Consider the following 26780-nt stretch of genomic DNA (forward strand, 5'->3'; position numbering starts at 1 on the left):
TTCTGAACCAAAATAGCGCATCCAAACGCTCCGCAACGCCTTCTCAGGGCTATTGGGCATCGAAATCCGGAAAATCTCGCCACCCACAGAGTTCCAGCACTGAGCAGCGCATGCAATCATTCCTCCAAAGAGTTTTTGGACGCTCTGCCCAAGTTTTGTTTCGGTTTTGCGCCTGATATTTGCGACCCTGCGAAATTTGGGCGTTTTGCAGAGCCGTGTAGTCGATCACGCCGCGGCCAGCGTGTCGAGAAACGATGCCCAAGCGGTCGTCTTGGACTGTGGATCGGCCCATATATCCTCGATGGCAAACCGAAGCCCTTTCAGGGTTACGGGAACGTCGTTCTCGTACTCCTCTGGATTGTCAAAAATCCTGTTCACCTGCTGGAAGACCCGCACATAGGCTTCGGCGTTGTGGTTCATGAGGATCATGATGCTGTCGTTGTCGAGATCGGACGAACCGTTCGACCCGACGCAGATTTCATTGACCTTCACACGTGCGCCGACCGTCGTTGACGCAGGGATCGCGTAGAGGGTCCGTTCGTCTTGGATGGCTCTACTGCCCCGCTTAGCCTTGGGCCGACGTTGTGCAATTTCCCATGCAAGCTCATTGAGAGAGCGGGTATCCGAGGGGCTTCCTTCTTTCGGCATGGATACCGTCGAGAAGGTCCATCCGGTCTTATCCAGCCGGTGGGTCATCAGCGCCTGAAACTTCGCAGCGGAAATAAAAGGGCCTGCCGTGTCGAACGTAATCTGAAGATCTGGGTTGATGTCGGTCACGCAGCGTTGCAGCGCGTTGAACAAGTAGGCGATAGACGGCGTGGAGATGCCCAATATGTGTATCCACTTCGCTGTTTGCAGCAGGCCATCGTTGCGCATATCGTGAAGGCGGTTGAGCAGCAACGAAAAGGAGTTCTGGTGAGCCCCTGCGAATGCCCAGCCTTCGAGGCCATAACCCTTCACGGCCTCATACCATGCCTTGCTTTCCGCCTCGTTGCGACCCTGCAGGACATTCAACAGTTCCGTGGCCCCCGGTTTTCGGTTTTGCACGAAATAATCCAGGTTGAGCAAAGACTGTTTCAGGCAGGCATTGAAATCCAGTGACTGGCCGTTGGCCGCGCACATCGCATCGAGATTGTGGCCTTCGGCTATCAGCCGTTCGGCATGCATGGCGACATTGCCGGGCGTGATACCGCCGGTTGGGAAGTCCAGCGACATCGAATAGTCGGAATGTGTTTCCAGCCAGCGCAACATGCGCTCGCATGTCGGATCGCCAGTGAACTTGATCCGGTTGCCCTGTATCTGGAAACCGCCGCTATCTCCGATGACCGTGGTCGCCTTCCGGTCGCGCAATTTGACGATGTTGTCTTCGAGTGCCGAGTTCGCAGTCTTTGCAGCCTGACCCGCGCTGTAGAGCGCATAGGGGTAATGAAACAGGCCGCTCTTCGGGTCGAGAAAGTTCAGGTCGGTTTCCAGAAACGCAAAGCGCCGTTTGAGGTGCTGCGAATATCCGAGCTTCGCGAATTCCTGACTGATCGCGGGGGTGTAGATGGCATATTTTGAGGGCTTGTTAAACATGTCGTCCGTCAAAGAATTTTCGCATTGGGATCGTCTGCAAATTTTAAGGATTGCTCGGTCTGATTGCGCCACGTTGAATAAAATGCGTGGGGCATCCAGTGGGAATAGCGGTTAAAAAACAAACAATTCGCGACCAAAATTATTACGAAGCACAGTTCGCCACGATCAAAAGCGCAGCCAGCGCATTCGAGCAGCACGAGAGCAAGACAGAAAACCTGCTGCATGTCGCGTTGGACAAGATTTTTGACTTCGGTGAAAGCATCCGCCAAAACCCGCAGGCATTCGAAAGCTTCCTGAGTGATCACGGAAAAGCCTGCAACAAGGTGACGAAAGCCAATCCCTATAATGCCCTTGTCGATCTGGCCTTCTCCGATAAGCGAAGCAAATCGTGGCGCAGCCAGATGAGCAATGTTCTCGCTCTCGCGGCGGAAACAATCGGCGATCAGCAATTTATCGACTGGCTCGTCAGCAACGGCGGCGTGTCGGGCTGTTACATTCTCGCCGTCCAGCACTTTGCGCGACCGGCGACAGCCAAGGCCGAAAAGCTCCGCTCGATTCGGTTGAATATGATATCGGAAGAATTGAAGCGCAAGCCGATTGTGAGAACCGCCTTGCCGGGTGTCAGCCTGCCGGATGGTTTTCATCGGTCCATGCTGTTTTCGCAGGGTGGTCAGACCTTCCTTGTCGATATCCGGAAAGACGACAGCGACGCGACAATCGAAAAGTACCTGTTGGAAGCGATTGGTGACAGGGCCGTCACCACTCATCCGCTTGCTGACAAGCCGCTTTTTTCTCTGTATCGCGCCGTCGATCTGATTTCCGGCACCTGCAAGCCGTCATCGGCAGGTCAGTTGCAATGCATTGCCATCTGGAACGAGGATGCCGGCAACGGCCCTGTTACAAAACTCCGCTTTCTTTCCGACGCTTACAGCTTCACCCATGCCACCGTCACGCTGGCCCATGCGCTGCCCGAATTGAACGGCAAGGGACAATTCATTCTCGATCTGGCCGATGCCGATATTTTCCAGCAGCAGTTCCAGCAGGACACTGACTGGACGATCCGTGAGGATAATGGTGGGCTGATCTTGGCCGACAACGCTAAATCCCCCACGCGTCTGACATTGTTACCAGTGTCTGACTACGCAGAGAAAAAGCTTCGGCAGGGCCGCAAACTCGGATTGCGCACACGGCACTTCACGGTGTCGCTGGACGCGATACAGCGAGATAGCAAGAATCTCGATATCGCGATGACGCTGTTTCAGAAGGCGAACGCGCAAAGGACGACGCTGATTTCGCGCCCCAAGCGATTCCAATGGGTGTTTAACGGCAAGCATATCGAACTCGGCTTCGAACAGACGTCCGGCATGATGAACACCAACTATCCGTCTGTAGCGTTCAAGGAAGCGACGGCCACGTTGCCCCAAAACGAGCTTTTGCTCGCTGATGCGCAGGCTGTTTGGAATTCGTTCCTCGCCCATGGTGAAGACATTGGCGGGTACATCGCGCATGGCGAAGTCCAAGACGCTGCATTTTGCATCGAGCATACCTTCGTCAATGGCGATACCGTTGAATACAGATCGCCGTTGATCATCGGCAGCAAGATGGACCCGACACAGATTTGCGAACCGTTCGTTCCGGCAACGATACCAACGCCACCTGCACCGCAAACACCACCGCAGGGATCGAACGGTTCAACACCATCAGGAAACCCCGGCTGCTCTTCGCATTCGGGGACAACGAAAACGAGATCAGCGTCTGCAAGCATTGCTACGAGTGCTACGGCCGCTCCCGATCATCGCTCCCGAAACTACGCGTTGATCGAAAAGAATAGGCGGAAAAAAACGACGTTTCCGGCCACACCGTCGTCCAGCGGACGCGCATTCGGTGCCTTTATCACGAGCTTTTTGCCTGACGAAGGGGAACACCGGGCCAACAGGAAGTTCGATTTTGAATGGCAACTCGAATGGTGGCGCCGTATGACGGATATTCCCGTTCATGTCATGGCGTCCAATTGGACCAACGAAGAAATTGCCGCCAGCAAGGAACTTGGCCTACTTGCCGAGCATGGTGGGTGCGTCACGTGCGTCGGTCCTCGCATCCTGATCGAAAACCGCATCGACTGCCTAAAGCAGCTATATGGCAGCGATTTCGATTGGGGCATCATCATGGATGACGATGCAGTGCTAATGCAGGCCGAAACCCATAACAGCAGCTACCGTCTGTTTGCGGAAATGGCAGCGAACGGGAAAGATGCCTACGATGGCGTTGATGTTTTTGCCCCGATCTATGGGAGGAAAGTTCCTTTCAGCAAGGAGCTTAATGCCCCCGGAAATCCGTACGCGAACAATCACGTCTTCAAGAAGAGCACGGATTTAAAAGGCAGCATGATTGTTGTACGCAACTTTGAAAAAGAGGGGCGGAAACCGCTGCTCCCTGATCCGAGCTTCCGCACACATGGCGAAGACACATATGTCGTGCTGCAAGCCGTCTCACTCGGCTACTCAACCATGACCTCGTGGAACATGGTTCTGGAAGAGCTTTCAGGCGAAAGCACGTTCGCAAACGGTGACGATGACCGGACGGAAAAGATGCGTGAGGGTCATGAACTGCTCGTTGAAAAATTTGGCCAGCTTGGTTTGCGCATGAAGACAGGTTCTCATTCGCTCGATAAGAAGGAATTCGAAACGGCCTGCTGGGGCGCAAAGCCAAAGCGGATAGAAATCCCCAAGCCGGTCCTCTAGCATCCGCCGGAAAAGTTCGTTGAGCGAACTTTTGCCCATGAGGAGCGGTCAGAGCAAATCGACTGCCGCTTTCATCATGTCATCGCGCACATCGATGTAACGTTGCGTGGTCGTCAAGTTGCGATGCCCTGCCAGCGTCATGATGACCTTCGGGCTTACTCCGGAATGTGCAAGCCGGGTAATGAACCAACGGCGACCGCTATGCGAGGTCGCCCCGTCGAGACCGGCGCTCTTATATAATTGTCCGATTAACTGGCAGAGGGTATTCGCGGAAAACGCCGTCCGCTTCTGTGTCGCCAGCAGTGGTGCATCGGCGTCCTTGTGTTCGGGCCATTCGCTGCGATGCCGTTCGATCTCCCGGCGTAGCTTCTCGTTGAGAAACACCACACGCGCATGACCGCCCTTGGTGATCTCGGCCCGCAGCCGCAGTTGCTCGCGAACCTTCCCGTCGCTGTCGAGGACATCGCGTACCGTCAGGGCGGCAATCTCACCCACGCGCAACCCTGCGAGGTGTGACAGCATTAACGCAAGCCTATTTCGCCCCGCATGCTTCATCTGTGCCACCACGGCCAGCAACCGCTTAAATTCGGCATCCGTCAAAACGCGCGCTTGTTTCATCAGAACCTCACAAAAAACAGCATTTCTATGCCGTTCGTTATGTTGCCGATGAAAAGGAAGGGCGAGTATTGATCGCAGGCGGAAAATTTCTCTGCGGGATCAAGGCGTCAGCGCCATCCGGAGCGCAAACGTCAGAAAATGTGCATTTTCTTAGATTGCCCTTTAAGCAGAAACTGGGCGATACTGGCCATTGCGCACCGTCCTAGTTAAGACTCAAAAATCAGACACAACGGCTATCAAGCCGGAGCGCGTAATGCCGTCCGAGGGATTTGGAAGCTTACCGGCTAAGTGCTATGAGACATGGCCTCATACCCCGCCTCTCTTCGTTTGCGCCACAGATCAGCGTTCTTCCTGCCGTTGCATTCTTCGACGCCACTCCCAGACAACATTATCATTGTGCTGGACCCAATCGGCGAGCTTCTCCACCTCTGCAATCGCAGCCATCAAGGCCTCACGGCTCACCTCAAGTTGAAAGTTCCCCCAGGACGCCGACGCTGTTTCATTGTCCTCCCTTCCAACGAAGAACGGATTTGGATGTTTTTCGAGTGTCTTAGCGTTATGTCTCGTCTGAAAAGACAGGAAGTTGTCATTGTGGGCGAAGTCGTTCCGAGCCAGGATAACCTGCTCGATCACATCAAAACGGACAGGACATGTCCTGAACTCCTCTCCCATTACGTGTTCAATGATTTGCCGATACGCTTCCACGACGCCTTGCTTGAAGTGATTCTTGCGAGCCTTCTCATCTTGCCAACGAATTCCGAAGTGACGCTCCAATTCGTGGAAGTACAGCTTCAGCGTATCCGAGAGAAGCGAAACCGAGAGCAGGCCCACCAACTCCCTCGTCTGCTCTGCCTGTATCCACTCTACGAGATACGGTGGCTCACCGCTGTCCGTATCGGGATCGAAAAAGGGAGGCTCCCATGGTGGCACCTCCTCCTCAATATCGCGCTTCAGTTGCTCAAAAGGTACACGTGCTTTGTCATAGAACAACCGGATCAGGCTAGTTCTTTGCCTGAGGAAGTAACCCAAATCCACCGAAGAAGCTCCTCGTGCATCCCCTGCACTCGCGTCTAGTTTTAGCCCCTGCCCTTCGCGTCGGCATCACGTCGGAAGGTTCTCCTCTAAAGAGGGCACGTATATCCTCTTCAGAGGCAGTACGGCTTGATAGCGGGGATCGAAACTGTGGTAGTGCTCAAAGACCAACCCAACAAGCTGGTCGCCGTCTATGAGCCGAAGATTGGGCTTTGACCGGTCGTACTCACGCGCGTCCTTCGTGTAGCTGCCAAGCGTGACGAATAGGCCGAACTCGCCGTTCTCCACGTTGCCCAGTAGTTGCGTAACTTCTGGTCGGCCAATCGGGTTGGTAACCTGCTTGCATTGAACCTTGATCACCGGAGGCTCGAAGCCGAGTTCATCCTTATGCGCGATCACGTCAACGCCGCCATCGCCGGATTTGGGTGTGACGCGGGCGTGATACCCCATGCATTCCAGCAGGTGAGCGACGAACTGTTCAAACTGATAGGCGTCAATGGCTGTCTTCAACTGCCGAATCACGAAGTCCTGCGTCGTTTCCTCCGCCTGCGATGCTACAGCTTTTGATACCATTGCATCGTCGCGTCGCTCTTCCGTTGCGTTTTCGGTGGGTTCCGGCAAATGCGAGCCGTTGAGAGCGGCCAAGAACTCGTTGCGATAGTTTTTGACGGCAAAGAGCGTGATAAACGAGCCGATTTCGTAGAGCGCGTCCTGCGAGAAGTCTTCACGGGGAAGATGCTTTAGCCATTTCACTGGCAGCATATTGGGATAGGTCGGGTTCTTCAGAGGTTGGTATTGATAGGGCCCGACGACCTCGCCCAGATTGACCATCCGATCGACCTTCGACGGGTAGACAACGAGATCGCCTGGTTTCACTTCATGAAGGAAACGGAACAGTACTCCGGCTTGTACAGGGATGGAGCCAGGCTTCGAGTCAGGATAAGCAACTTTGATCGCGGACTTGAAAGCTTCTCGATTGGCTGACAGCTTGGAAAGGTCCCCTAGCTGTGGCCAGCCGATCCCGACGAAACCCTCATCCGTCGGCCTGGTGCCGACGCTGATATCCATGTGAATACCCCACAAAGCGGAGCTTCTCTTTCTCCCGTCGCTCATGCTTCAACCGCCTTTTCATCTAGTCCGAAGTAGATCGAGACCTGACGTTTGACGGCTTCCCGCAACCCGTTGGTATCGCTTTCGCGAAGCTGTTTGATCCCCGCGAGGTTGAACCGGATATCCTTTTGTGCGTCACCGATTGAGTTGTTGTGCACGAGCAAAAAGTTTCGGTGAGGTAAGCCCTGGCCTTGGTTCAATCCCATGAGGTAGCCTATCTCATGATAGACGTTCGGGTTGCCCTTCGTTAGATCGGCGATGAGATAACCAGAGTCTTCGATCAGCCGTAGGATTTCATCATTGATAACGTAGGAAAAGCCGGTATCGAATTGATCAATTCGGAGGGGGCGGATGGCGATATCCAGATCATGCTTAACGTTTAGATCGTCAATCGCACTTTTGATCGCCTCGAAATTGGGCTTTGTATCTTCGCTGAATTGCATGGAGACGAAAACTTGGCGTTTGCGAGATTGTGCGATCTTGCTGAAAATCTTGATGAGATCAGCCGCATTAATTGAGCGCAGTTCATACTGGTGCGTTCGCAGCACCCAGTTGGTGAACTGCTCGTAGGTGCCCCGGCTTCGATCTGTGGACAGCTGGAAGTAGAGGAAGGCGGCGAATAAGCCCTGCGCGGTCGAGGCTTGCAGCCGCTTATCGCCATAGGTGTCGTTGATGCGTTTAATCGCCCCGAAAACGGCTTCGGTATCGAGTGTTGTCTTAGGGTCGATCTGCCCGCGCACATCCTGCAAAGATTGGATGAGAACGGAACGCGCGCATTCGTCCTGACCTTTGTTCTTACCGAAGACGCTCTTCAGGTTGGCAAGGTAGGAAAAATCGAGCCGATCCTTGAGCTGGCGGCATTGCAAATATTCTGGCCCAAAACGGTCGTTCAGGTCGCTGTCGGAGAAGTCATCCGGCGCATCGATTATGCCTTTGTATACCTCCTCCGAAGTCAGAGGCATGGCTTTGGAGTTGATATTGTGAAAGAGCGCCTTTTCGTTCCGGCGGGCGTCCTTTGCGGAGCCGAAGAACACCAGACAAAAGGGTGCTACATAGCGATCGAACTCGACATCCTTCAACGCCTCGAAGGCGCTCAGACGGTGGTTGCCGTCGATGCGTTTGAAAAGCTTCTGGCCGTCCGGCACTGTGATCTCGTAGCGCGCTAGGTCGCTGGTTGACCTCGTCTTGCGTGGCTTGATGTCGAGCCCATTGGTGTTTGACTTGAAGGGCTCGCCGTCACGGATCAGTTGGAAAGGGTCGGCAGAGGGCGCGCCCGCCTTCTCATAGTCGACGTCCAATTGCACCGATAGGATGATCTCGGGGAAGAACAGGTATTCCCCATCGTCGAAGAACTTTTTGATGTCCTCCACATGCGAGGGCTTCAAGTCACGCTGGTAAGCCTCGTCGGCATAAGAACAGCGGGCGATGTCGATCAACCGGGCATAGCCCCTCACGGTCAGGAAGCCGCCGATTGAGGGGGCGAAGGCGCCATTGAAAACTGTACTCATGCCGCATCCCCCAATAAGATCGCTTCGATGTCTAACTTAGCTCGTTCAAGCTCTGCATTTGCTTCGCGGCGCAGTTGCAGCGCAGCTGTCTTCATTCGTTCGATTTCTTGCCCGATACTCAGTTGCGTTGAACGGTCAGGCAAAGGTATTTCGATCCGCTTGAGTTCCGCTGCGGTGATCGCCGGATAATTTCCCCCGCTGGAGCGTTGCTCCATCTGCGTCAGGCCGATCCTTGAGCGCAGAACGTGAAATAGGAACTTGCGGTCGACCAAGCTGGTATCGACTTCTCGGATCACCGCAAACCCCGTCGAGGCGATGAAGGGTTCGTGATCATAAGAGACTAGAGTTATTGCTCCACGAGAGGGGCGGGTAGTCGAGACAAGGATGTCTTGAGGCCGTACCATCATACGTGCGCGGCTTGGTGCTTCCTCAAGCGGAATTTCGGCGATCTCTGTTATCTGGCCTGTCGTGCGATCAATCGCCGAAATTTCAAGATAGGGAAAGGTTTCGCCGAAGCCGCTCTTTTGATCCCAAGTTTCAGATGAAAGGTTACACACATCGCGAAGTAGTTTGAACGGTCGTCTAGCAATTGCCTCTGTCAGATCGACATACTTCCTCGCGAAGAAATTCGGGTCGAGCCGCTGCTGTATCGCCGAGAATGACACCCTCTGCGTGCGCTTGTCGATCGTGTTTTCCGGTTCTAGCGGCAGGGCGATGCCAAGCTCAGCCAAAAGATAATCATCGATCGACGCCAAGAGCACGTCGGCCTTTTTGAGTGCGTCCTTCCTCCGGGAATTAGCTTCTTCAAGCAGAGGAAGGATTGCCTCGTTGTAAATGATCGGAAGTGACCGAAGCGCCGGGTAGTCTAGAGCGGGGCGGGTTCCACCTGTCGCACGACGCGTGGCCAGCGCCTCGCCGATATCCGTGTTGAGGAAGGCTGCAAGTGTTTCGCTTTCGATCCTGCTTCTCGTCTTCGCGCGGACAATGTGTTGGTTGATGTTCCCCTCAAAACCTTTGGGCGGAACAGAAGAAACGGCCATGCGTCCCACACCGGTGATCTTCACAAGTAGGTCGTCTTCGTGCACGTGGCTGCGTGCCAGCATCCCGTTATGTGTCTCGGCGTTGATGAATTTGACTTCCTCAATGTCCAGTTCGCCGCTCGTGCTGAGGTTTTGAACGCGGATAAAAGGAATTCCGATTGCAGGGTCGTCTGAGTAGTAAAGCTCCTTCTCTTCGGCCTTCGGCGTTGCTCCGCCCGCCATCGCAATGAAGAAATCACGAAGCCGACGATCTGTCCTACCTCTGACTTTCTCCTCAAGCTTGACGAAGCGGGGAAGGTAGAACCTTACATCATGCCGACGCTCGATCTTGCCCCAACTCACCATGAAGAAATGCTCTTCATTCAAGCCGGGGCTCAGGCAAAAGGGCGCGGCACTCTCCCCTCGAGATGTTGGATGAACCGGCCTAACTCGGCGGCCACAGTCTCCAGTTCATTTGTACCGGTCGGTCGCCCTGTGGCGTCGTAGCCGATATCTTCGGCGATCGCCATGAAGATGTCGTAGTCGGCGACTTCGGCCTTCACCTTCGCCAAGAACTCGTCATTCAGCGTTTCGCGCAGCGTCGCAATACGCTCATTATATTCCTCGGAGATCGTCGTCTTCCATTGCTGGAAATCTTCCGTGTCTTCGTGCGCCTTTTTGGCCTGGTCCGCTTCGCTTTTGAGGCGACGCTTTGCCTCTGGTGTCAAAGTGCCTTGCGCCGCAAGTGCCTCCAGCTTGTCGATGAGTTGCTGGTCGATCTGTTCGATGACGGCGTCGCCCTTTTTGAGCTTTGCCGCTTTCTCCTTGATCAGGTTTTCGAGTGCCTTGCCGCCGTCCTTGCGTGCATGGATGGCGTCCTGCGCTTTCTCCTTGACGCGCTGAATGGCAATTGTCGTCGCGTCATCGAACTTCTTCAAGAAAAGGACAGAGCTTTTCACGCCTGCGCCGTTGGCCGCAAAAGCGAACTGAGGCAACGAAACGACGCTGACAATACGCCAATGCTCCTCGATCCAGTCACGCACATATTGCATGCTGGAATTGGTCAGGATGCTGTCCGGGATGACCATTGCCAGGTATCCGCCCGGCTTGAGGAAGCGGTGGCATTGTTCAATGAACAGAACTTCAGTCGTCTGCTGATCCCGTGCCTTCTCCAGAAAAGTGCGTCGGATCAGGTCCTTCTCGCCGACTTTCTTTTGTTTGACAGTGATGTTTTTCAGCTTCGCATCGATCCAGTCCACATCCTTGCAGCCGAGGTCATAGTCTTCCAGATACCGCTTCTCGTTGAGTTTGACCTTGGCTCCGAACGGCGGGTTTGTGATGATGAAGTCGAAGCGGTTGGGTTTGAAGCCCTGGTTCTTGGTTCGCTCGCGCATGGTGTCGATCGATTCCAGCCCATCGAAAGCGATGACGTTGGTGTGCCCATCATCATGAATGATCATGTTCATTTTGGCGGTGCGGGCGATGCCTTCGGAAATCTCGATACCGTAAAGGTTATTCTCCGCGAAGTCGTGCCAATGTTTATGGTGCTGAACCGAAGACTGCTCAAAGTAGCCTTCTTCGGCCATGCGGTCAGCTTCACGGCGCACCTTGTCGAGGGCGTGCAGCAAGAAGCCACCGCTGCCGCACGAGGTGTCGATGACGACGGAATCGTGCGTGATGGGTAGCGCGTCAACGATGAACTTAACTATGTTGCGCGGCGTGAAATATTGGCCGAACTCTCCCCGGAAGAAGCCAGTCATGAAGGTCTCGAAGGCGCGGCCCTTGCTGTCCAGATCGGTTTTTCCGAGGTTCGTTCCGGCGAGATAGCCGACCACGGTTTGCAGCTCAGAATTCGACAGACGAATGTCTTCTTTGAAGACTTCGGGGTCCTTCTCCCGGCCCTTGTGATAGAGCGCCTGAATGCGTTTTTTAAGGTCATCTCCTTTGTCATCGGAAAAGACCTGAAAGTCATACGGTTCGCCCGGCTTCCTGTTTGTCCGTTCGTCCCAGATTTTACAGAAAATCAGCTTGTCTAGCTCATCGAAAGCTTCAGATGGGTTGCGCTTGCCACCCGCCCAAAGAGCATCGTGAGCCTGCTTGAATTTGCGGGTGAGTTCGTTTTCCTCGACGACCTCCAACTCAAAACCGCCCTTGCCGCCCTTGGTGTACTTCGCGCGGGAAGCTTCCTTCTGGTCGACCTTGGGAAGATCGGCGATACGGTTTTCGATGCGCTCGGCACCGCCGAACCCGGATACCTTGAAATAGTCGTTTCGGATGCCGGAAGTCATCCAAAGGAAATCTGCACTCAGGGAGTTGGCGTAGCCGAATCCCTGCTCGACGGCTTGATCCAACTCGCCTTGGCTTGCTTCGTGACGCTTGCACTCGATGACAATATAAGGCCACTTCTTCGACGCATCCTTGAAGACAACCATGTCAGTATGGATGTTCGGCACGCGGTGAGGCACCGGGTACTCAAGGGCAATTTGACCTGCAGGGTAACCATAATCGAGGATGAGAGAGACGTAGGCCTCCGCGCGTACGATTTCCTCCGGATCGCTCAGGCGGTATTTCTTGTTTTGCGCGATGTAGATGACGTTTCTGTTCTCTTCATCGAACGCGATAATTCGCTGTTCGATACCGCGAGCTATCGTGTCCGACACTGCCATTCTAAAGATCCCCATACGCGCACTGATTCGAGCGAGGGGATGTTATGGTATTAAGTGTGCCGTGACCATTTCTGGCGCGGTTATCCACTCGACCTTCGAGGGTAAGGAGTGAAACCCAGTTTAGATTACGCACCTCGACAATGCCCGAGGAAATCAGACTTAGCTAAAAGCAGATCACCATCTTCCAATTCCGATGACACTCCCCGACCTATTGGACTGAGCTAGTCCGAGTTCTGAAGCCATGGCAGAAAACTAGCGCAGTTCTAGCGCAGTCTGAAACCCACAATATAAAAATCATACGTTTAGAACCTATATCTTCCAATTCCGATTCCAAAGGTCACAGGTTCGAATCCTGTCGGGTGCGCCAGCTTACAACTTGATTTCATTGACGTTTAAGTCTTTGCTTGTCCTCGCACGCAGCGGAAATAAGCTAGCTCAGTCCTAGCTCAGTAGCGCATACACTTCGGAATTTCTCAATGTGGCGCGGCGCTGCCTTCTGGACAGATCAGCATCAGCTTTCGGACAAGAAAACAAAAAAACTTGACGGCAGCGGTGTGCCGCGACGTCTAAATTAGCTCCCCTCGGCTTGCAGGAACACCAAGGTCAGCTTCCTTGCATACCGGTTCGGTCCGAGATGATGCGCGTCACAGCCATTACTTTCATGCTGCTTTGAACTGCACTGACGCTGATGAGCATCATCGCTGCCATAGCAGCATAACCTCCCGTCGCCTCCGCGAAGAGCTTCGCAAGTACTCCACAACACTAGCCTAAAGTGCATGCTTGCGTCAGCCCTTGCGCTGCGACACACTCCGTTCAAAGCAAATCCCTCGCCAATCCATGGAAAATTCAATGCCTGAAAAACCGAGATCCGTGGCATTCGATATCAACAATGCTGATGATATTACATTTAAGAATGTCACTGTTGAGGGAGCGGATATCGGAATACGAGCGCGAAACACGCGCAACCTCAAGCTCGACAACTTTGGCTTTGAGGGAGATGGCCGAGCATTCGATATCCAAGCAGAGAGTGCCGAGATCAAGGGTACCCGCATCAAGTCCACGCCATCGAAGGCAGGATCCTTCGTGGGCTGGGTGAAGCCCAACGGTCCGCCGCTGCCGGCTCAGTGCCCACATTGCAAGAGCATTTTTCCTTCAAGGCATTACAACGTGGAGATCCCCCGCTTCCTTGTGAAGAACAATCTGGAGACATGTCCAGTCTGCGGCCACCATGAGGCAACCTTGGCTGAAGGCCTTTTCGATCTTGTCGGCGAATTCGTCAAAGCCTTAGAGGCGGATGGCGCAACAATTGCGATGTTGAAGGCTTTGGGAGCGCCCACTGAGAGCTTTTTGCGAGGCGAAACGTCCGTTAGTGAGACGATTCACCAGATTGAAAAAATCTCTCCTGCCGCAGCCAAAGTCCTGTCGAAACCGAACGTCGTGGTGATTGGCGCGTCCGTTGCGTTACTGTTCACCGCAATGGGCAGTCTGAACATCATACATGACTTCAATGATAATTATCGAATTTCCGAATATGGAACGCTTCTTTACCGGTGGATGTCAGGGGTGGTGATAGAAGGTAACGACACCGGCCGGTTCGAACTAAAGCAAATAGACACCTACAAGAAACCGCGACTAGGTGCCCGCATCGACATAAGTGGCGGGCAAGTTAGCGGAACTCCTGACACTTTACCGCTGCCCTTGGCCGCTCCGGAACCTCCCGCAGTGCAGCAACCCCTGAATTGAGATGCCTGGAATTGACACCCACCGATGATGATGGAGCGGTGGAGATCAGACCCGTCTTTCGTACCAATCCACCGCGGCGATCCCGACCAGGGCTCCGACAACGAATGTGGCGATAAAGGCCATTAATAGCATTTTGGTCTCCTTGGATGATGGGGCGGTTGGATGACAGAGTTGGCTGGGGAAATCTGCACAGCTAGGATAAGTGGAATTTCTGCCTGACTTCGGCTTAGATGCCGGGAACAGGAGAAATCATGACAAGACGACCGCGCCGGAACCATAGCCCGGCTTTCAAGGCGGAGGTGGCACTTGCTGCCATCCGAGGTGAGCAGACGCTGGTGGAGTTGTCCCAGCAGTTTGACGTGCACGCCAACCAGATCAAGCAATGGAAAGACCAGCTCCTTGAGGGGTCGACAGGCGTTTTCGGCGATGAAACCAAGGCCGAACCGGCCGGTCCAACCGTCGATGTCAAAACGCTTCATGCCAAGATCGGCGAACTGACACTGGAGAACGATTTTTTATCCGGTGCGCTCGGCAAGGCGGGATTGCTGGGCGGAAAGAAATGATCGACCGCGAGCATAAGCTATCCGTCGTGCGCCAGGCGAAGCTGCTCGGCTTCAGCCGTGGAAGCGTCTATTATTCTCCACGTCCAATGCCTGACGGCGATTTGGCCTTGATGCGGCGGATCGACGAACTGCATCTCGACTACCCGTTTGCCGGAAGTCGAATGTTGCAAGGGCTCTTGAGAGGAGAAGGTCTGGAAGCTGGGCGGCTGCACATCGCCACGCTGATGAAGAAGATGGGGATCGAAGCGATTTACCGTCGGCCGAACACCTCCAAACCAGCGCCTGGGCACAAAATCTATCCCTATCTTCTGCGCAAGTTGGCGGTCACCCGACCCAACCAGGTGTGGGCAATGGACCTGACCTATATCCCCATGGCGCGTGGTTTTGTCTATCTCTGCGCCGTCGTCGATTGGTTCAGTCGCCGCGTGCTCTCATGGCGGCTGTCGATCACCATGGAAGCGGCCTTCTGTATCGAAGCAGTCGAGGAAGCTCTGGCCCGTAATGGCAAACCCGACATCTTCAACACCGACCAGGGATCACAGTTCACATCCATCGACTTCACCGCCGTGTTGAAGAAGGCGGAGATCGCCATCTCGATGGACGGCAAGGGTGCGTGGCGGGACAACGTGTTCGTCGAACGGCTCTGGCGTTCGATCAAATACGAGGAAGTCTACCTGCACGCGTACAAGACTGTGTCCGAGGCTCGCACTGACATCGGCCGCTATCTGACCTTTTACAATACCAGACGCCCGCATTCATCGCTTGACCGGCGGACGCCGGATCAGGCCTACTTCAACGCGCTGACACCAATGATGCTGGCGGCATAATCGAGGCGGAAATCCACTTAACAAAACGCCCGAAACTGTTCAGACAAACCGAGCCACCTCTCTCTCGCTGCAACCGTTATCTTCTGGCTCTGATCAACGTGTCCTGAGCCTAAAAGTGTTCTTTCGCTTTCGATCACGGGCAGCGCGCCATTGACATCAATAACATATCCATTATTCTGGATACATGGAATCAAAGAACGCTATAGCGGCGCTCGCCGCCCTCGCCCAGACAACAAGGCTCGAAACCTTCCGCCTACTTGTCAAATCCGAGCCGGAGGGCATTCCGGCGGGCGAACTGGCGCGCATCATGGACGTCCCGCAGAACACCATGTCCGCTCACCTTGCGACGATGTCGCGCGCCGGAATCGTGAAGAGCGAGAGAAGGAGCCGCTCCATTATCTACCGGGCGGACCTGGAGGGTCTTCGCGCCCTCACGCTGTTTCTTCTCAAGGACTGCTGCGGTGGAAACGCCAAGCTTTGTGCTCCTTTGATCGCCGATCTGACCCCCTGCTGCACTCCGGAGGGAGCGGCGACATGCGTGAACTGACCCTCAAAGAGATCCCGTCAGGCAGCGACCTCAGGGCGGCACTTATGGCCGCCGGGCTTCCTATTGACGACCTCGACGAGCCCGGACGGCTTTACTTCGAATGCCGAAATCCCGACGGCGTGCTGATCGGCTTCTCGGGGCTGGAGAAATGCGGGCCCGACCTCCTTCTCCGATCCGTCGTGATACTTCCCGAATTCAGATCGCGGAAACACGGCCGAGAACTGGTCCTAGCGACAATTGCCCAGCCCCCATCATCAGCCGGCATCTATTTGGCAACGACAACGGCCGCGGCGTTCTTCGAGCTGCTTGGCTTCGAAGCTGTCACACGCGACCGAGTACCGGAACCAGTCCTCTCCACCCACCAGCTATCGGGGCTCTGCCCTGCGTCGGCGACGATCATGAGACTAAACAGGCCACCGACCTAACGACGGAACACGACCATGACAGACAAGACCTACAACGTGCTCTTCCTGTGCACGGGCAATTCCGCACGCTCCATCCTCGCCGAATCCATCCTCAACAAGGAAGGCGGCGGACGTTTCAAAGCTTTCTCAGCGGGCAGCCAGCCAAAGGGCGAAGTGAACCCGCATGCGCTGAAGGAACTGGCCGCCCTGGGCTATCCGTCGACGGGCTTCTCCTCGAAGAGCTGGGACGTCTTCGCAGAACCCGGCGCACCCGAGATGGATTTCATCTTCACCGTCTGCGACAGCGCCGCAGGGGAAGCATGTCCTGTCTGGATTGGTCATCCGATGACCGCCCACTGGGGAGTCGAGGATCCGGCCGCCGTGGTCGGCAGCGAAGTCGATATCCAGCAGGCTTTCGCCCAGGCGGCACGCTTCCTCAAGAACCGCATTACCGCCTTCATCAACCTGCCCCTAGCCTCCATCGACCGAATGGCGCTCGAACAGCATGTCCGCCAGATCGGTTCGCTCGAAGGCGCCTCCGTCAAATCCGCAAAGGCCGAGTAATATGTCAACGTTCGAACGATACCTGACCATCTGGGTCTTCCTCTGCATCGTCGTCGGCATCGCCCTCGGGCACCTCATGCCCAGCGTGTTTCACGCGATCGGTGCGGCCGAGGTCGCAAAGGTGAACATCCCGGTCGCAGCCCTGATCTGGCTGATGGTCATCCCGATGCTGCTCAAGATCGACTTCGGGGCTCTGGCGAAGGTCGGAAGCTACTGGCGGGGCATCGGCGTGACGCTCTTTGTCAACTGGGCGGTCAAGCCATTCTCGATGGCACTGCTCGGATGGCTGTTCGTGGGCTGGCTCTTCCGTCCCATGCTTCCGGCCGACCAGATCGACTCCTATATCGCCGGCCTGATCATTCTGGCGGCCGCGCCCTGCACGGCAATGGTTTTCGTGTGGTCGAACCTTACCAAGGGCGAGCCGCACTTCACCCTGTCCCAGGTCGCGCTCAACGATGCCATCATGATCGTTGCCTTTGCTCCGATCGTCGGACTTCTCCTTGGACTGTCGGCGATCACGGTTCCATGGGACACGCTGACGATCTCTGTCGTCCTCTACATCCTGATCCCGGTGGCCATCTCTCAGATCATCCGGAAGAGGCTCACTGCCGATGGCACGACCCGGTCGCTCGACCGCCTTCTCGCCCGGCTGCAACCACTCTCCCTCCTTGCTCTGCTCGCCACGCTGATCCTGCTCTTCGGCTTTCAGGGTGAGCAGATCATCGCGCAGCCGACAATCATCGGCCTTCTGGCGGTTCCGATCCTGATCCAGGTCTACTTCAACTCTGGCCTGGCCTATCTGCTGAACCGGATGTCGGGAGAACAGCACTGCGTCGCCGGGCCTTCCGCCCTCATCGGGGCCAGCAATTTCTTCGAACTCGCAGTCGCGGCGGCAATCAGCCTGTTCGGCTTCCAATCCGGCGCGGCTCTCGCGACAGTCGTGGGCGTTCTCATCGAGGTCCCTGTGATGCTGTCGGTCGTATGGATCGTGAACCGCACCAAGGGCTGGTACGAAGCCGCCCCCGCCGTCTCCAAGAACACTGCTACCGAAAGGACATGACCATGGATGTCACCATCTACCACAATCCCGCCTGCGGGACTTCGCGCAACACGCTCGAGATGATCCGCAACGCTGGCATCGAGCCGACGGTGATCGAATATCTCAAGACCCCGCCCTCCCGTGATGAACTGGTGAAGATGATCACCGACGCTGGACTATCGGTGCGTGAAGCAATCCGCGAAAAGGGAACGCCCTTCGCTGAACTCGGTCTCGACAATCCGGAACTGACCGACGACCAGTTGCTCGATGCAATGCTCAAGGATCCGATCCTGATCAACCGCCCGTTCGTCGTCACCCCCCTCGGCACCCGCTTGAGCCGTCCGTCCGAGGCTGTTCTCGATATCCTGCCGGACACCCACAGGGGCGCCTTCACCAAGGAAGACGGCGAGAAGGTTCTCGATGAGAAGGGAAAGCGCATTGTCTGAGTCATTTCCAGCCCTCGAGGAACGGCATCTGCGTCAGCCGGATCTCGATGCGCTTCGGCCATCGTTTTCGACCCACAAGCCGCGCATCCTGATCCTCTACGGATCGCTCCGGGAGGTTTCCTACAGCAGGCTCCTCGCCTACGAGGCGCGCCGACTGCTCGAGCGGCTCGGATGCGAGGTCAGGGTCTTCGATCCCAAGGGCCTTCCCCTGCCTGACGAAGCTCCTGTCAGCCATCCCAAGGTGCAGGAACTCCGGGAGCTTTCCGAATGGTCCGAGGGCCAGGTCTGGGTCAGCCCCGAGCGGCATGGCGCGATGACCGGGGTCATGAAGTCCCAGATCGACTGGATTCCCCTGGCCGTCGGCTCGGTGCGGCCGACGCAGGGAAAGACGCTCGCGGTGATGCAGGTGTCCGGCGGCTCGCAGTCCTTCAACGCCGTTGGCCAGCTCCGGATCCTCGGTCGCTGGATGCGGATGATCACGATCCCGAACCAGAGCAGCGTTGCCAAGGCCTTTCAGGAGTTCGATGCCGATGGACGCATGAAGCCATCATCCTTCTACGACCGTGTCGTCGACGTGTGCGAGGAGCTGGTGAAATTCACGCTGCTGACGCGGGATGCCTCTTCCTACCTCACTGACCGATACAGCGAACGCAAGGAAGACGCCGCCAAGCTCGATCAGCGTGTGAAGCTGAGCTCGATCTGATCAGCCGACGGTGACGGGATTTTGCCTCGTCGCCATCGACACGCTGACGAACGCGGCCATGCCGACCATGCCGAGGGCCGCCGTGGCGAACAGGGACAGGCCAATGCCGAATTGCTCCATCGCCATGGCGAAGACGAAAGGCGCGGCCGCTCCCATGGCAAGCCGCGCAGCCGCCATCTTGCCTGTGATCGCGCCGTAGCCGTCGCTCCCGAACAGATAGAGCGGCAGGCTGCCCTGGGCGATCGAGTTGATCCCGGATCCCAGGCCGACGCAGATCGCGAACGCGACAGCGCCAGGCAACCAGCTTCCGCTCAGGCCGAGGATCACGATACCAGTCACCATGAGCGCCGCCGATATGACCGCCAGCATGGGCGGCGACAACCGCGTTCCGAAGATCATGTTGATCAGGCGGCTCAGAACTTGCGCCGGTCCGAATAACGACCCGATGATCACCGCCGCTGTCCCGAGACCGAGATTCCCGAGCATCGGAACCATATGCGCGAGGATGGACGCTAGGGTGAACCCGAGGATGGCGAAAGCGGCCGACACCACGATCATCGCGCCGCGCCGTGCTTCCGGCGGCATCACGCCAATCACCCGTTCACGTTCGCGGGCTGCTCCCCTGGCGTTTGCAGCCTTTCCCTTCCGCATCATCCAGAAATGCAGGGGCATGCAGACGAGCAGATTGAGGGCGGCGAACGCCAGGTAGATTTCCCGCCACGACAGGTATTCCATCAGCGCGGAGGATATCGGCCAGAAGATAGTGGAGGCGAAGCCGCCGATGAGCGTCAGGTAGGTGATGCTCCGGGACGCCGTCTTGGGATCGCTCTCGACGAGCGCAGCGAATGCCGCCTGGTATTGAACCATCCCCGAGGATATCTCCAACAAGACGATCGCGAGCGCGAAGACCGCCACCGATGGCGACCATGCACACAGCGCGAGCGTGAGCGCGGAGAGAACCGAACCGACGGTCAGGACGGTCGCCGCTCCTGCTCTGTCCATCTGCCTGCCGATCACCGGAGCCGAGAGGCCTCCGATGAAGAGCGAGGCCGAGAAGACACCAAAGACCTGCTCGAGCGTGATGCCGAGATCCTTCGCCATGCCAGGCGCGAGGATCGAGAACGAGTAGTAGAGCGTTCCATAGCCGATGATCTGTGTCAGGCCAAGCGCTGAGATCGTTGCGAGCGAAATCGCGTTCGTCGCATCACGCATGCGGGTTCGCTTCCCGTGCCTCGTTGGAGCAGCAGTCACCCTTGCCCTCGGTTGTCCCAAGGACTCGTGGATGTCCCATGCAGCAGTCATGCATGAGGAACGTCACCAGACCCGAGAGCGCATCGTAGTTGGCGCTGTAGAGGATTGAGCGCGACTCACGTCTCTGCCCGATCAGTCCTGCGCGTTCGAGCTCCTTGAGATGGAAGGAGACGTTGGACGGCGAGACACCCATTTTCTCAGCAATAGCTCCGGCGGCCATGCCCTCCGGGCCAGCGACCACAAGGTTGCGCACGACAGCTAACCTGGTTTCCTGCGAGAGGGCCGCGAATGACATGAGGGCTTGACGTTCATCCATATTTCAATATTCCTTGAATCATCAAAGCAAGGATTAGCGCACATGAACGCGATCGACAAGACACTCTCGACCGATATCACGCTCGGCCATCTTCTCGATGTCCTGGCGGCTGCGCCTGATGCGCCCTTGGTGTTCCATCACGAGGGTCACCCTGTGAAGCCCGGCTATCACGTGACCGAGGTGAAGGCCGGACAATTTGCGGCTCTCGACTGCGGCGCAAATCCAGAAGCCTGGTCGGAGATCTTCGTACAGCTCTGGGACATCGATGAGGATGGGCGGACCCACATGCCCGCGGGAAAGTTTGCGGCCATCATCCGGAAGGTCAGTGACCACGTGAAGCTTGAACCATCCGCGAAGCTCACCTTTGAAGTCAGCGACGGGAAGCGGCCGATGGCCCTCTACTGCGCCGGATCCCCGCAATTGCAGGACGGATCGTTCCAGGTGGCGCTAAACGCCCGGCCATCGAGCTGCAAGCCTCGTGACCGCTGGCTTGCAGAGGAACAAGCGAAAAGCTCGTGCTGCGCGCCATCATCAAGCAAGAGCTGCTGTCCCTGATCCGCATTACGGGCAACAAAAAAGGCCGGGGCGAAATCGCACCGACCTTCCTGATCATCGTTCTATCACCAGTGCCAGTACATCCGTGGTCAAAAGCTTGAACGATGCAGCATCGCGAGCGGCGAAATCATCTCAGCGCTCATCAGCAATGCCAATGAAGTGCTTCTATCTGACGAATGTGTCCGCAACATGTCGGCGATGGGCTAGGCGGCGGGCCAGTCGTCGGTCGGCTCTTCGATGTAGGTTATCCGCCATCTCAATAAGTTGCGCGGACGAAAATTGACTAAGGATCGATTCAACGAAAGCGCACCATCCTGATTGCCAAGACGCGGAGGTAAGGCCACTGAACCACTTTCATTTTTCATAGGAGACCGCATACGTCCCGTTTGCTGCTCGCGCGATATGTCCGAAAGCGGATTCGCCCAGATGCATTCCCGCGATCAGCAGGTTTTCCGAACTGGCAATGTCCAGCAGCCTCGTTCGTGTTTCGGCGGCGAGATGTGCATCCTGATCGAACGCAATCGACACGTCAGGGCGCGGAATCTGAATCTCAGGGAAATGGACAATATCTCCCCAAACCAGCAGATTCTGGCCGCCGGATTCGAGACGGTAGCCGGTGTGCCCGGCGGTGTGACCCGGAAGCGGAACCGCCGTCATGCCAGGCAGCACCTCACCGGCGTCGAAGGTGCGCAGACGGTCGCGATAGCCGTCAAAGGCCTGACGCGCCACGAGGAAGTTGCCACGGGCACGCTCAGGCGCGCGGCTCAGATTGCCGTCATCCTGCCAGAACGCGACTTCCCGATGGTGGGCGACAAGCTCGGCATTCGGAAAGACGGCTTCCCCTGATGCGTTCATCACCCCCCCGACATGATCGGGATGGGCATGCGTCAATAGGATTGCGTCGATTTCCGAAGGATGAATGCCAGCGAGTAGCAGATTGGCAGTTAATCGACCGCCCCATTGCTTGAAACCGCCCGCACCTGCGTCGATCAGGATCGTGCGACCGCCTCCGCGCACCAGATAGCAGTTGATATGGATCGAGGTATGATCCGTTATCCCTGCATTTTCCTGCATGCGAGAAGCTTCGGCCGGATCGATATTCGCGAGGAAATCGAAACTGGCGTGGAGATAGCCATCACTGACGGCGGTGATCGTGAAGTCACCGACCGGCTGGCTGGGTAATGCAAGATGAGACATGGTTCTTCTCCAGGCGTCAACTCAATTTCGTGCGTGGATGCTCGACGCGTCATAGCCAAAGCAGCGAATGCGCGCCGTGAGGCCGATCTTGCGCCTTATGGCGTCGTCCAGTCCCTCCATGAACCGTTCCATGACCGGCAGCGTCCGAAATGGCTCAAGGCGATATTGGATTTCAGCGAAAGCCGGGTGCCCTCGACCGTGCCAAACAGCGACATAGATGATGTGCACGTTCGGCAATGCCGCCCGGAGAATGCCCGTGCAAAGTTCTGCGCATTGCTCCGTGAGATCTGCGAGCGCTTCGTCCGGTGGCATCCTGTCTACGGGAATGTAGATCGTGACATTCGGCATCAGTGTTACCGCGCCTTCCTGACAGCGACGTTACCGCCATTCGCCAACTGCGCCGTCATCGGCGCATAGACATGGACGCCTTCAGATAGATGCTCGATGTCAGGCACGTTGCCGCGCTCCACCTTGGCGAGCCAGCGCTGCTCCGGGAACTTCTCCATAGCAACCGCCTGCATCGCATACGGGGTGAGACCAAGCCGGACCAGAGGTTCGGGACCTGTTGCGCTCAACGCAAGATATTCGCCCTCACCAATGGCCGGCGCTCGCTCGATGCCATCGTAGAGGTTCCGGTGCCAGTCGGTGATGTACTGTTGCCAGCGTGCAAAATTGCCGCCGCCCTTCTGGCGGTATTCCTCACCCGCCAGAATATCGAGGCCATCAATCGAATGAAGGGCTAGATAAACAGGGCAACCACGGGTCAAAGCCTTGAAACGTTGCGAAGTATGAAAACCGCTCACGGAAATAAGGGCTGGCAGCTTGTCCAGGCTGTAAAAGTCGTTCCATTCCGCTTCGCTGCCGGGATCGGCAAAGCTGCATTCCACCGTATAGATCATTGCACCACCTTCGACCGAAAGCACGGAGCTTCAGGCCATCTATCGTTGATATTTGCTCATGATAGACTGACAATCTTGGTCTATATATCGACAACGGATCATGCTTCAGTGATCTAATATCAAGGTGGCGGTGGATCGAACGCCGACCCGTGCTGTCAGGAACCATCATGCGCCGCAAGATTCCCAGCAATTCCGCACTCATGGCATTCGAGGCGTCCGCTCGTCATGGCAGCTTCGCGCGCGCGGCCGACGAACTGGCCCTGACCGAAGGGGCGATCAGCCGCCAGATCGGTCGACTGGAAGCGTTCCTTGGCATCACGTTGTTCGAACGGGTTGGCAATCGTGTCCGGCTCTTGCCGAATGGAGAGCGTTATGCCGTTCAGGTTCGCGAGTCACTCGACCGGCTGGAGCGTGACAGCCAATATCTGATGGGGCAGCCCAGCGATGGCGCGAGCCTCGACATCGCCACCATCCCGACCTTTGCCACGCGCTGGCTTATTCCCCGGTTGGCGCGGTTTCGTGAAATGCACCCAAACACCACCGTGCATCTTACTGAGCGGATGGAGCCCTTTGTGCTTGCCGGTAGCGGCTTCGATGCTGCGATCCATTTCGAGCATCCTGCCTGGACGGGAATGAGAACGCACCGCCTGTTGCATGAGACGTTGGTACCTGTTTGCCATCCGGCGCTTCTCGATGGAGGTGAAGGAGCGGTATCCTTGGATGAACTGCCTCGCCTTCATCGACGTCAGAACCCGGACGCCTGGCAACGCTATGCGCAGGAAACCGGGATCGCGCTGACCAATCCTGCGGTTGGAGCCCGTTATGATCTTCACTCCATGCAAATCGAAGCCGCGTTAGCCGGCCTCGGCGTTGCACTCGTACCGCGCCTCTATGTCGAAACCGAATTGGCGGAAGGTCGCTTGGTCGCGCCCTGGCCCGATGGAATATCGATCGCCAAAACCTTCTGCCTCATCTTGCCGGAGCCGATACGATTGAGCGAAGGACCTATCCAGATGTTCGCGAACTGGCTGATCAAGGAAGCACGCCGTCACAGTCCAAGCTTCGATTGACACGGGGCAGCCGAATACTTCTAAGATTCGAACCATGCTTAAGAGAGGGCTATAGCGTAGACATAGTTCTCGTCTTCACCCGGCGCGGTGCGCCATTATTCCCAAATACCTGACCGTTTATCAGGGCTTTTGGAAGCAGCCCAAAAGAAGCAACCAGGAAACTTCAAGCGGTGCGGTGAACAAGCGCATCCAAGCGGCAGGGCTCTCTGCAATCCTCAGGTCACCGATGAGCCAAAGGAGCCAGATCCACGGTCTGTTCCCGGCCCGGTCGCACGCGGTTACGACCGTCTTCCTTGGCCTTGAGCAGCGAGGCATCGGCGCGACTGACCAGCGTGGCCCACGGTCCCTCGCCCGGAGACTGCGCCACACCGATCGACATGGTGACGCGGCCGAGCGGGCGGGCGCGATGGCTGAGCGGGGCATCGGCCACCGCGGCGCGAATGATTTCCGCCAGATCGAGCGCCTGCTCGATCTCCATGCCGGGGCAAAGCACGGTGAACTCTTCTCCGCCGAAACGGAAAACCTTCCCTCGATCGGCCACGCTTTCGCGGACGATCTGCGCCACGTGCTGCATGACCATATCGCCGGCGTCATGGCCGAACTCGTCGTTGAAGCGCTTGAAGTGGTCGATGTCGAGCATCATGCAGGCGAGCGCCGTGCCCTGCCCGTCCGCGAACCGGTTCAGCATTTCATCGAGCGAACGCCGGTTGAGAAGGCCGGTCAACGGATCCCGGATCGCCATGTCCGTCAGGCGCTCGCGCAGTTCCAGATTGGCGATGGCCAGCGCAACGTTTTCCGCAATCATTTCCAGATAGAGACGCGATATGTCTCCGGAGGAACGCGCGCCGTCCACCTCTTCGAAATAGAGGAGACCGATAGTATCGCCGAGCGCCGACAGCGGCACGCAGAGCGCCTCCTGCTCCCCCTCGCGCAGATGCTTGCACTGGGCATCACCGCCTCGCACATCGCTCACGTGAGGATGGCCGCGGCGCAATGCCCAGCAGTCGGAGAGTTCGAACTGGTCCTCGCAGCGCTTCGGCTCCAGCCAGCTGGCATCCACCCGCAGGGTGGTGCGCCGATCGTTGAGCAGCAACAGATGGCCGGCAAGTCTCGGAAAGATCTGCGGCATGAAGCGGGTCAGCATCTCCGCCACTTCCCCGCGCGTCTGACAGGCCTGAAGCCGGTGCATCATCTGCAGGATCAGGTCCTTCGTCTCCTGCTCGGCGCGCCGCGCCGCATCGAGGCGTTCGCGCTCAAGTCCGTTCTCGCGGAAAATGGCGAGCGCATTGTTCATCTCGCTGATTTCGTCGTGCCGGCCATCCGGCAGAACCTCGACCTCGTAATCCTGCCGGGCCAGCCGCCGGACAACGGCGGCCATCTTGACGAGCGGCATCGCCACTCGCCGACGCAGCACGAAATAGAGCACGCCGAGGAAAAGCGCCGCCGTCGCACCCAGCAGTATGCGCGCGATCAGGCCGAAGAAATCGGCGCGGAACTGCGCATCGTGCACGGCGGAAAGGGTGCGGTTTGCCGTATCTTTGCGAAAGGTCTCGACATTAGCCATGAAGCGCGCATGGAGCTGCACATGCTCGGTGCCGAACAGGGTATCGCGCGCCTTTGCCACGTCGCCCTGCTGGTAGGTCTGGATCGCTTGCCGCTCCATCGTGTCCAGAACGTCCGCATCCCGCCGTATGGAATTCAGGAGATCGACTTCCTGCGGCGATGGGTCGAGCGAGCGGATCGCGGTAATCGTCCCTTCCAGCCGCTTCTCCTCCGCCTCATCGGTAGCAAAGGTCACGAGGCGGCGTTCCTCGCCGCTCATCACGTAGAGCCGGGCTTCATTGGTACGCTCGTCAGCCCCGAGCGCCAGTTCCTCAGCGAGGCTGTCGAGCGAAAGATGGTGCTCCACCGCCACCCTCTCGCGATCCGCGCTGTGGGACGAAACGATGAAAGCGGCTGCGGACAGGCCGGTGAAGACAAGCGTCAGGCCATAGGCCCAGTTGGTGATTTCATGAATACGCATGAAAGCCTTTCGCTTCGCAAACTTGAGCGGCCCCCGCGATTGCCGCGTTGCCCCTGATCGACGGAGCCATTCTTCGGAACGGCCACCACGATCGCCGGAGAGAAAAGCCGTCGATGCCATCTGTCCCCGGCGAAAATCCCGCTGCAACTCCCTGACCTACATCAGGATTCGGCTGCACGCCGATGCGACCGTAAGTCATCATCATCTATCGCAGGGCAAGTATGAAGGAAAGGCCCTTCCCGTATCGCGAAGGATCCATGAACTTTGTAAAGAGAATGCAAACCGGAACGGGTTCGGCAGGGCTGGTGTCAGCCGGGACTTTTCCACTGCGCGGAGACAGACCGACGAAGCACGCAACGCCGCG

Annotated in this window: 24 protein-coding genes; 11 read left to right on the plus strand and 13 right to left on the minus strand. The window is 56.9% G+C overall.

Translation table 11 applies throughout. From position 1 onward, the window contains the following. Positions 1–225: 225 nt before the first annotated feature. Positions 226–1587, minus strand: a complete 1362-nt coding sequence (locus NBH21_RS09775) for a hypothetical protein (RefSeq protein WP_250915685.1) — start codon at positions 1585–1587, stop codon at positions 226–228. An 86-nt stretch (positions 1588–1673) separates the two neighbouring features. Here NBH21_RS09775 and NBH21_RS09780 point away from each other — a divergent pair, with 86 nt between their 5' ends. Beyond that, on the plus strand, positions 1674–4316 hold the full coding sequence (locus NBH21_RS09780; RefSeq protein WP_250915684.1) for a hypothetical protein: 2643 nt from the start codon (positions 1674–1676) through the stop codon (positions 4314–4316). A gap of 48 nt (positions 4317–4364) precedes the next feature. On the opposite strand, the gene NBH21_RS09785 is transcribed toward NBH21_RS09780, so the two are convergent. From NBH21_RS09785 to NBH21_RS09810, 6 genes are all read right to left on the minus strand, one after another. Beyond that, complete coding sequence (locus NBH21_RS09785) at positions 4365–4934, minus strand: tyrosine-type recombinase/integrase (RefSeq protein WP_250915683.1); 570 nt, start codon at positions 4932–4934, stop codon at positions 4365–4367. 339 nt (positions 4935–5273) lie between these two features. Next, on the minus strand, positions 5274–5969 hold the full coding sequence (locus NBH21_RS09790; RefSeq protein WP_250915682.1) for a hypothetical protein: 696 nt from the start codon (positions 5967–5969) through the stop codon (positions 5274–5276). A gap of 66 nt (positions 5970–6035) precedes the next feature. Then, entirely contained in the window at positions 6036–7034 is a 999-nt protein-coding gene (locus NBH21_RS09795; RefSeq protein WP_250915681.1) for a restriction endonuclease, read from the minus strand. Positions 7035–7075: 41 nt separating this feature from the next. Further along, on the minus strand, positions 7076–8584 hold the full coding sequence (locus tag NBH21_RS09800; RefSeq protein ID WP_250915680.1) for a ParB N-terminal domain-containing protein: 1509 nt from the start codon (positions 8582–8584) through the stop codon (positions 7076–7078). Further along, positions 8581–9990 carry a restriction endonuclease subunit S gene (locus NBH21_RS09805; protein ID WP_250915679.1) on the minus strand — a complete coding sequence of 470 codons (1410 nt, stop codon included), beginning with the start codon at positions 9988–9990 and terminating at the stop codon, positions 8581–8583. The genes NBH21_RS09800 and NBH21_RS09805 overlap by 4 nt, the downstream gene beginning before the upstream one ends. A gap of 8 nt (positions 9991–9998) precedes the next feature. Further along, a complete protein-coding gene (locus tag NBH21_RS09810; RefSeq protein ID WP_250915678.1) occupies positions 9999–12269 on the minus strand; it encodes a type I restriction-modification system subunit M in 2271 nt (756 codons plus the stop codon). Positions 12270–13118: 849 nt separating this feature from the next. Between NBH21_RS09810 and NBH21_RS09815 the strand changes: the two genes are divergently transcribed. The 8 genes from NBH21_RS09815 to arsH all read left to right on the plus strand — a co-directional run bounded on the left by NBH21_RS09815 (position 13119) and on the right by arsH (position 19105). Continuing rightward, on the plus strand, positions 13119–14012 hold the full coding sequence (locus NBH21_RS09815; protein WP_250915677.1) for a hypothetical protein: 894 nt from the start codon (positions 13119–13121) through the stop codon (positions 14010–14012). Between the two features lie 251 nt (positions 14013–14263). After that, positions 14264–15402, plus strand: a protein-coding gene (locus NBH21_RS09820) for an IS3 family transposase (protein WP_250915676.1) whose coding sequence is annotated in 2 segments (ribosomal slippage) — positions 14264–14522 and positions 14522–15402 — 1140 coding nt in all. Because the reading frame shifts where the segments join, the coding sequence is not laid out codon by codon here. Positions 15403–15586: 184 nt separating this feature from the next. After that, on the plus strand, positions 15587–15949 hold the full coding sequence (locus NBH21_RS09825) for an ArsR/SmtB family transcription factor (RefSeq protein ID WP_250915675.1): 363 nt from the start codon (positions 15587–15589) through the stop codon (positions 15947–15949). Continuing rightward, the gene (locus NBH21_RS09830) at positions 15937–16374 is read left to right on the plus strand and encodes a GNAT family N-acetyltransferase (RefSeq protein ID WP_250915674.1); all 438 of its coding nucleotides are present in this window, start codon (positions 15937–15939) and stop codon (positions 16372–16374) included. Before NBH21_RS09825 ends, NBH21_RS09830 begins: the two co-directional genes overlap by 13 nt. 15 nt (positions 16375–16389) lie before the next feature. Next, positions 16390–16917, plus strand: coding sequence for an arsenate reductase ArsC (locus NBH21_RS09835; protein ID WP_250915673.1), 528 nt, complete (start codon positions 16390–16392; stop codon positions 16915–16917). A 1-nt stretch (position 16918) separates the two neighbouring features. Further along, on the plus strand, positions 16919–17977 hold the full coding sequence (arsB, locus tag NBH21_RS09840) for an ACR3 family arsenite efflux transporter (RefSeq protein ID WP_250915672.1): 1059 nt from the start codon (positions 16919–16921) through the stop codon (positions 17975–17977). Beyond that, positions 17974–18402, plus strand: coding sequence for an arsenate reductase (glutaredoxin) (arsC, locus tag NBH21_RS09845; RefSeq protein WP_250915671.1), 429 nt, complete (start codon positions 17974–17976; stop codon positions 18400–18402). Before arsB ends, arsC begins: the two co-directional genes overlap by 4 nt. After that, the gene (arsH, locus tag NBH21_RS09850; protein ID WP_250915670.1) at positions 18377–19105 is read left to right on the plus strand and encodes an arsenical resistance protein ArsH; all 729 of its coding nucleotides are present in this window, start codon (positions 18377–18379) and stop codon (positions 19103–19105) included. The genes arsC and arsH overlap by 26 nt, the downstream gene beginning before the upstream one ends. Here the strand turns inward: arsH and arsK are convergent, their stop codons facing one another. Beyond that, complete coding sequence (gene arsK / locus NBH21_RS09855) at positions 19106–20317, minus strand: arsenite efflux MFS transporter ArsK (RefSeq protein WP_250915669.1); 1212 nt, start codon at positions 20315–20317, stop codon at positions 19106–19108. It abuts the gene before it with no gap. Beyond that, positions 20310–20672 (minus strand): ArsR/SmtB family transcription factor, encoded by a 363-nt coding sequence (locus NBH21_RS09860; protein ID WP_250915668.1) that lies wholly within the window; start codon positions 20670–20672, stop codon positions 20310–20312. Before NBH21_RS09860 ends, arsK begins: the two co-directional genes overlap by 8 nt. A gap of 42 nt (positions 20673–20714) precedes the next feature. Here NBH21_RS09860 and NBH21_RS09865 point away from each other — a divergent pair, with 42 nt between their 5' ends. Then, entirely contained in the window at positions 20715–21227 is a 513-nt protein-coding gene (locus NBH21_RS09865; protein ID WP_250915667.1) for a DUF6428 family protein, read from the plus strand. A gap of 354 nt (positions 21228–21581) precedes the next feature. Here NBH21_RS09865 and NBH21_RS09870 read toward each other — a convergent pair whose 3' ends face one another. From NBH21_RS09870 to NBH21_RS09880, 3 genes are read right to left on the minus strand one after another with little or no spacing between them, the layout of a single operon-like run. Continuing rightward, positions 21582–22424, minus strand: a complete 843-nt coding sequence (locus NBH21_RS09870) for an MBL fold metallo-hydrolase (protein ID WP_250915666.1) — start codon at positions 22422–22424, stop codon at positions 21582–21584. Between the two features lie 21 nt (positions 22425–22445). After that, positions 22446–22772 (minus strand): hypothetical protein, encoded by a 327-nt coding sequence (locus NBH21_RS09875; protein WP_250915665.1) that lies wholly within the window; start codon positions 22770–22772, stop codon positions 22446–22448. A 5-nt stretch (positions 22773–22777) separates the two neighbouring features. Continuing rightward, positions 22778–23323: a sugar ABC transporter gene (locus NBH21_RS09880; protein WP_250915664.1), complete on the minus strand. Its 546-nt coding sequence runs from the start codon at positions 23321–23323 to the stop codon at positions 22778–22780. A 167-nt stretch (positions 23324–23490) separates the two neighbouring features. Here NBH21_RS09880 and NBH21_RS09885 point away from each other — a divergent pair, with 167 nt between their 5' ends. Continuing rightward, positions 23491–24393 (plus strand): LysR substrate-binding domain-containing protein, encoded by a 903-nt coding sequence (locus tag NBH21_RS09885; RefSeq protein WP_250915663.1) that lies wholly within the window; start codon positions 23491–23493, stop codon positions 24391–24393. A gap of 220 nt (positions 24394–24613) precedes the next feature. On the opposite strand, the gene NBH21_RS09890 is transcribed toward NBH21_RS09885, so the two are convergent. Then, complete coding sequence (locus NBH21_RS09890; protein WP_250915662.1) at positions 24614–26416, minus strand: sensor domain-containing diguanylate cyclase; 1803 nt, start codon at positions 26414–26416, stop codon at positions 24614–24616. Positions 26417–26780: the final 364 nt, after the last annotated feature.

The organism is Ciceribacter sichuanensis, from assembly GCF_024055605.1.
Lineage (GTDB): Bacteria > Pseudomonadota > Alphaproteobacteria > Rhizobiales > Rhizobiaceae > Allorhizobium > Allorhizobium sichuanense.

Excerpts from the sequence above, each read along its gene's own strand:
- NBH21_RS09890 (WP_250915662.1), bottom strand. The coding sequence starts at position 26,416 with ATGCGTATTCATGAAATCACCAACTGGGCCTATGGCCTGACGCTTGTC.
- NBH21_RS09830 (WP_250915674.1), top strand. The coding sequence starts at position 15,937 with ATGCGTGAACTGACCCTCAAAGAGATCCCGTCAGGCAGCGACCTCAGG.
- NBH21_RS09800 (WP_250915680.1), bottom strand. The coding sequence starts at position 8,584 with ATGAGTACAGTTTTCAATGGCGCCTTCGCCCCCTCAATCGGCGGCTTC.
- arsH (WP_250915670.1), top strand. The coding sequence starts at position 18,377 with ATGAGAAGGGAAAGCGCATTGTCTGAGTCATTTCCAGCCCTCGAGGAA.
- NBH21_RS09785 (WP_250915683.1), bottom strand. The coding sequence starts at position 4,934 with ATGAAACAAGCGCGCGTTTTGACGGATGCCGAATTTAAGCGGTTGCTG.
- NBH21_RS09815 (WP_250915677.1), top strand. The coding sequence starts at position 13,119 with ATGCCTGAAAAACCGAGATCCGTGGCATTCGATATCAACAATGCTGAT.
- NBH21_RS09810 (WP_250915678.1), bottom strand. The coding sequence starts at position 12,269 with ATGGCAGTGTCGGACACGATAGCTCGCGGTATCGAACAGCGAATTATC.
- NBH21_RS09825 (WP_250915675.1), top strand. The coding sequence starts at position 15,587 with ATGGAATCAAAGAACGCTATAGCGGCGCTCGCCGCCCTCGCCCAGACA.
- NBH21_RS09865 (WP_250915667.1), top strand. The coding sequence starts at position 20,715 with ATGAACGCGATCGACAAGACACTCTCGACCGATATCACGCTCGGCCAT.
- NBH21_RS09860 (WP_250915668.1), bottom strand. The coding sequence starts at position 20,672 with ATGGATGAACGTCAAGCCCTCATGTCATTCGCGGCCCTCTCGCAGGAA.
- NBH21_RS09875 (WP_250915665.1), bottom strand. The coding sequence starts at position 22,772 with ATGCCGAATGTCACGATCTACATTCCCGTAGACAGGATGCCACCGGAC.
- NBH21_RS09885 (WP_250915663.1), top strand. The coding sequence starts at position 23,491 with ATGCGCCGCAAGATTCCCAGCAATTCCGCACTCATGGCATTCGAGGCG.
- NBH21_RS09835 (WP_250915673.1), top strand. The coding sequence starts at position 16,390 with ATGACAGACAAGACCTACAACGTGCTCTTCCTGTGCACGGGCAATTCC.
- arsC (WP_250915671.1), top strand. The coding sequence starts at position 17,974 with ATGACCATGGATGTCACCATCTACCACAATCCCGCCTGCGGGACTTCG.
- NBH21_RS09795 (WP_250915681.1), bottom strand. The coding sequence starts at position 7,034 with ATGGATATCAGCGTCGGCACCAGGCCGACGGATGAGGGTTTCGTCGGG.
- arsB (WP_250915672.1), top strand. The coding sequence starts at position 16,919 with ATGTCAACGTTCGAACGATACCTGACCATCTGGGTCTTCCTCTGCATC.
- NBH21_RS09870 (WP_250915666.1), bottom strand. The coding sequence starts at position 22,424 with ATGTCTCATCTTGCATTACCCAGCCAGCCGGTCGGTGACTTCACGATC.
- NBH21_RS09880 (WP_250915664.1), bottom strand. The coding sequence starts at position 23,323 with ATGATCTATACGGTGGAATGCAGCTTTGCCGATCCCGGCAGCGAAGCG.
- arsK (WP_250915669.1), bottom strand. The coding sequence starts at position 20,317 with ATGCGTGATGCGACGAACGCGATTTCGCTCGCAACGATCTCAGCGCTT.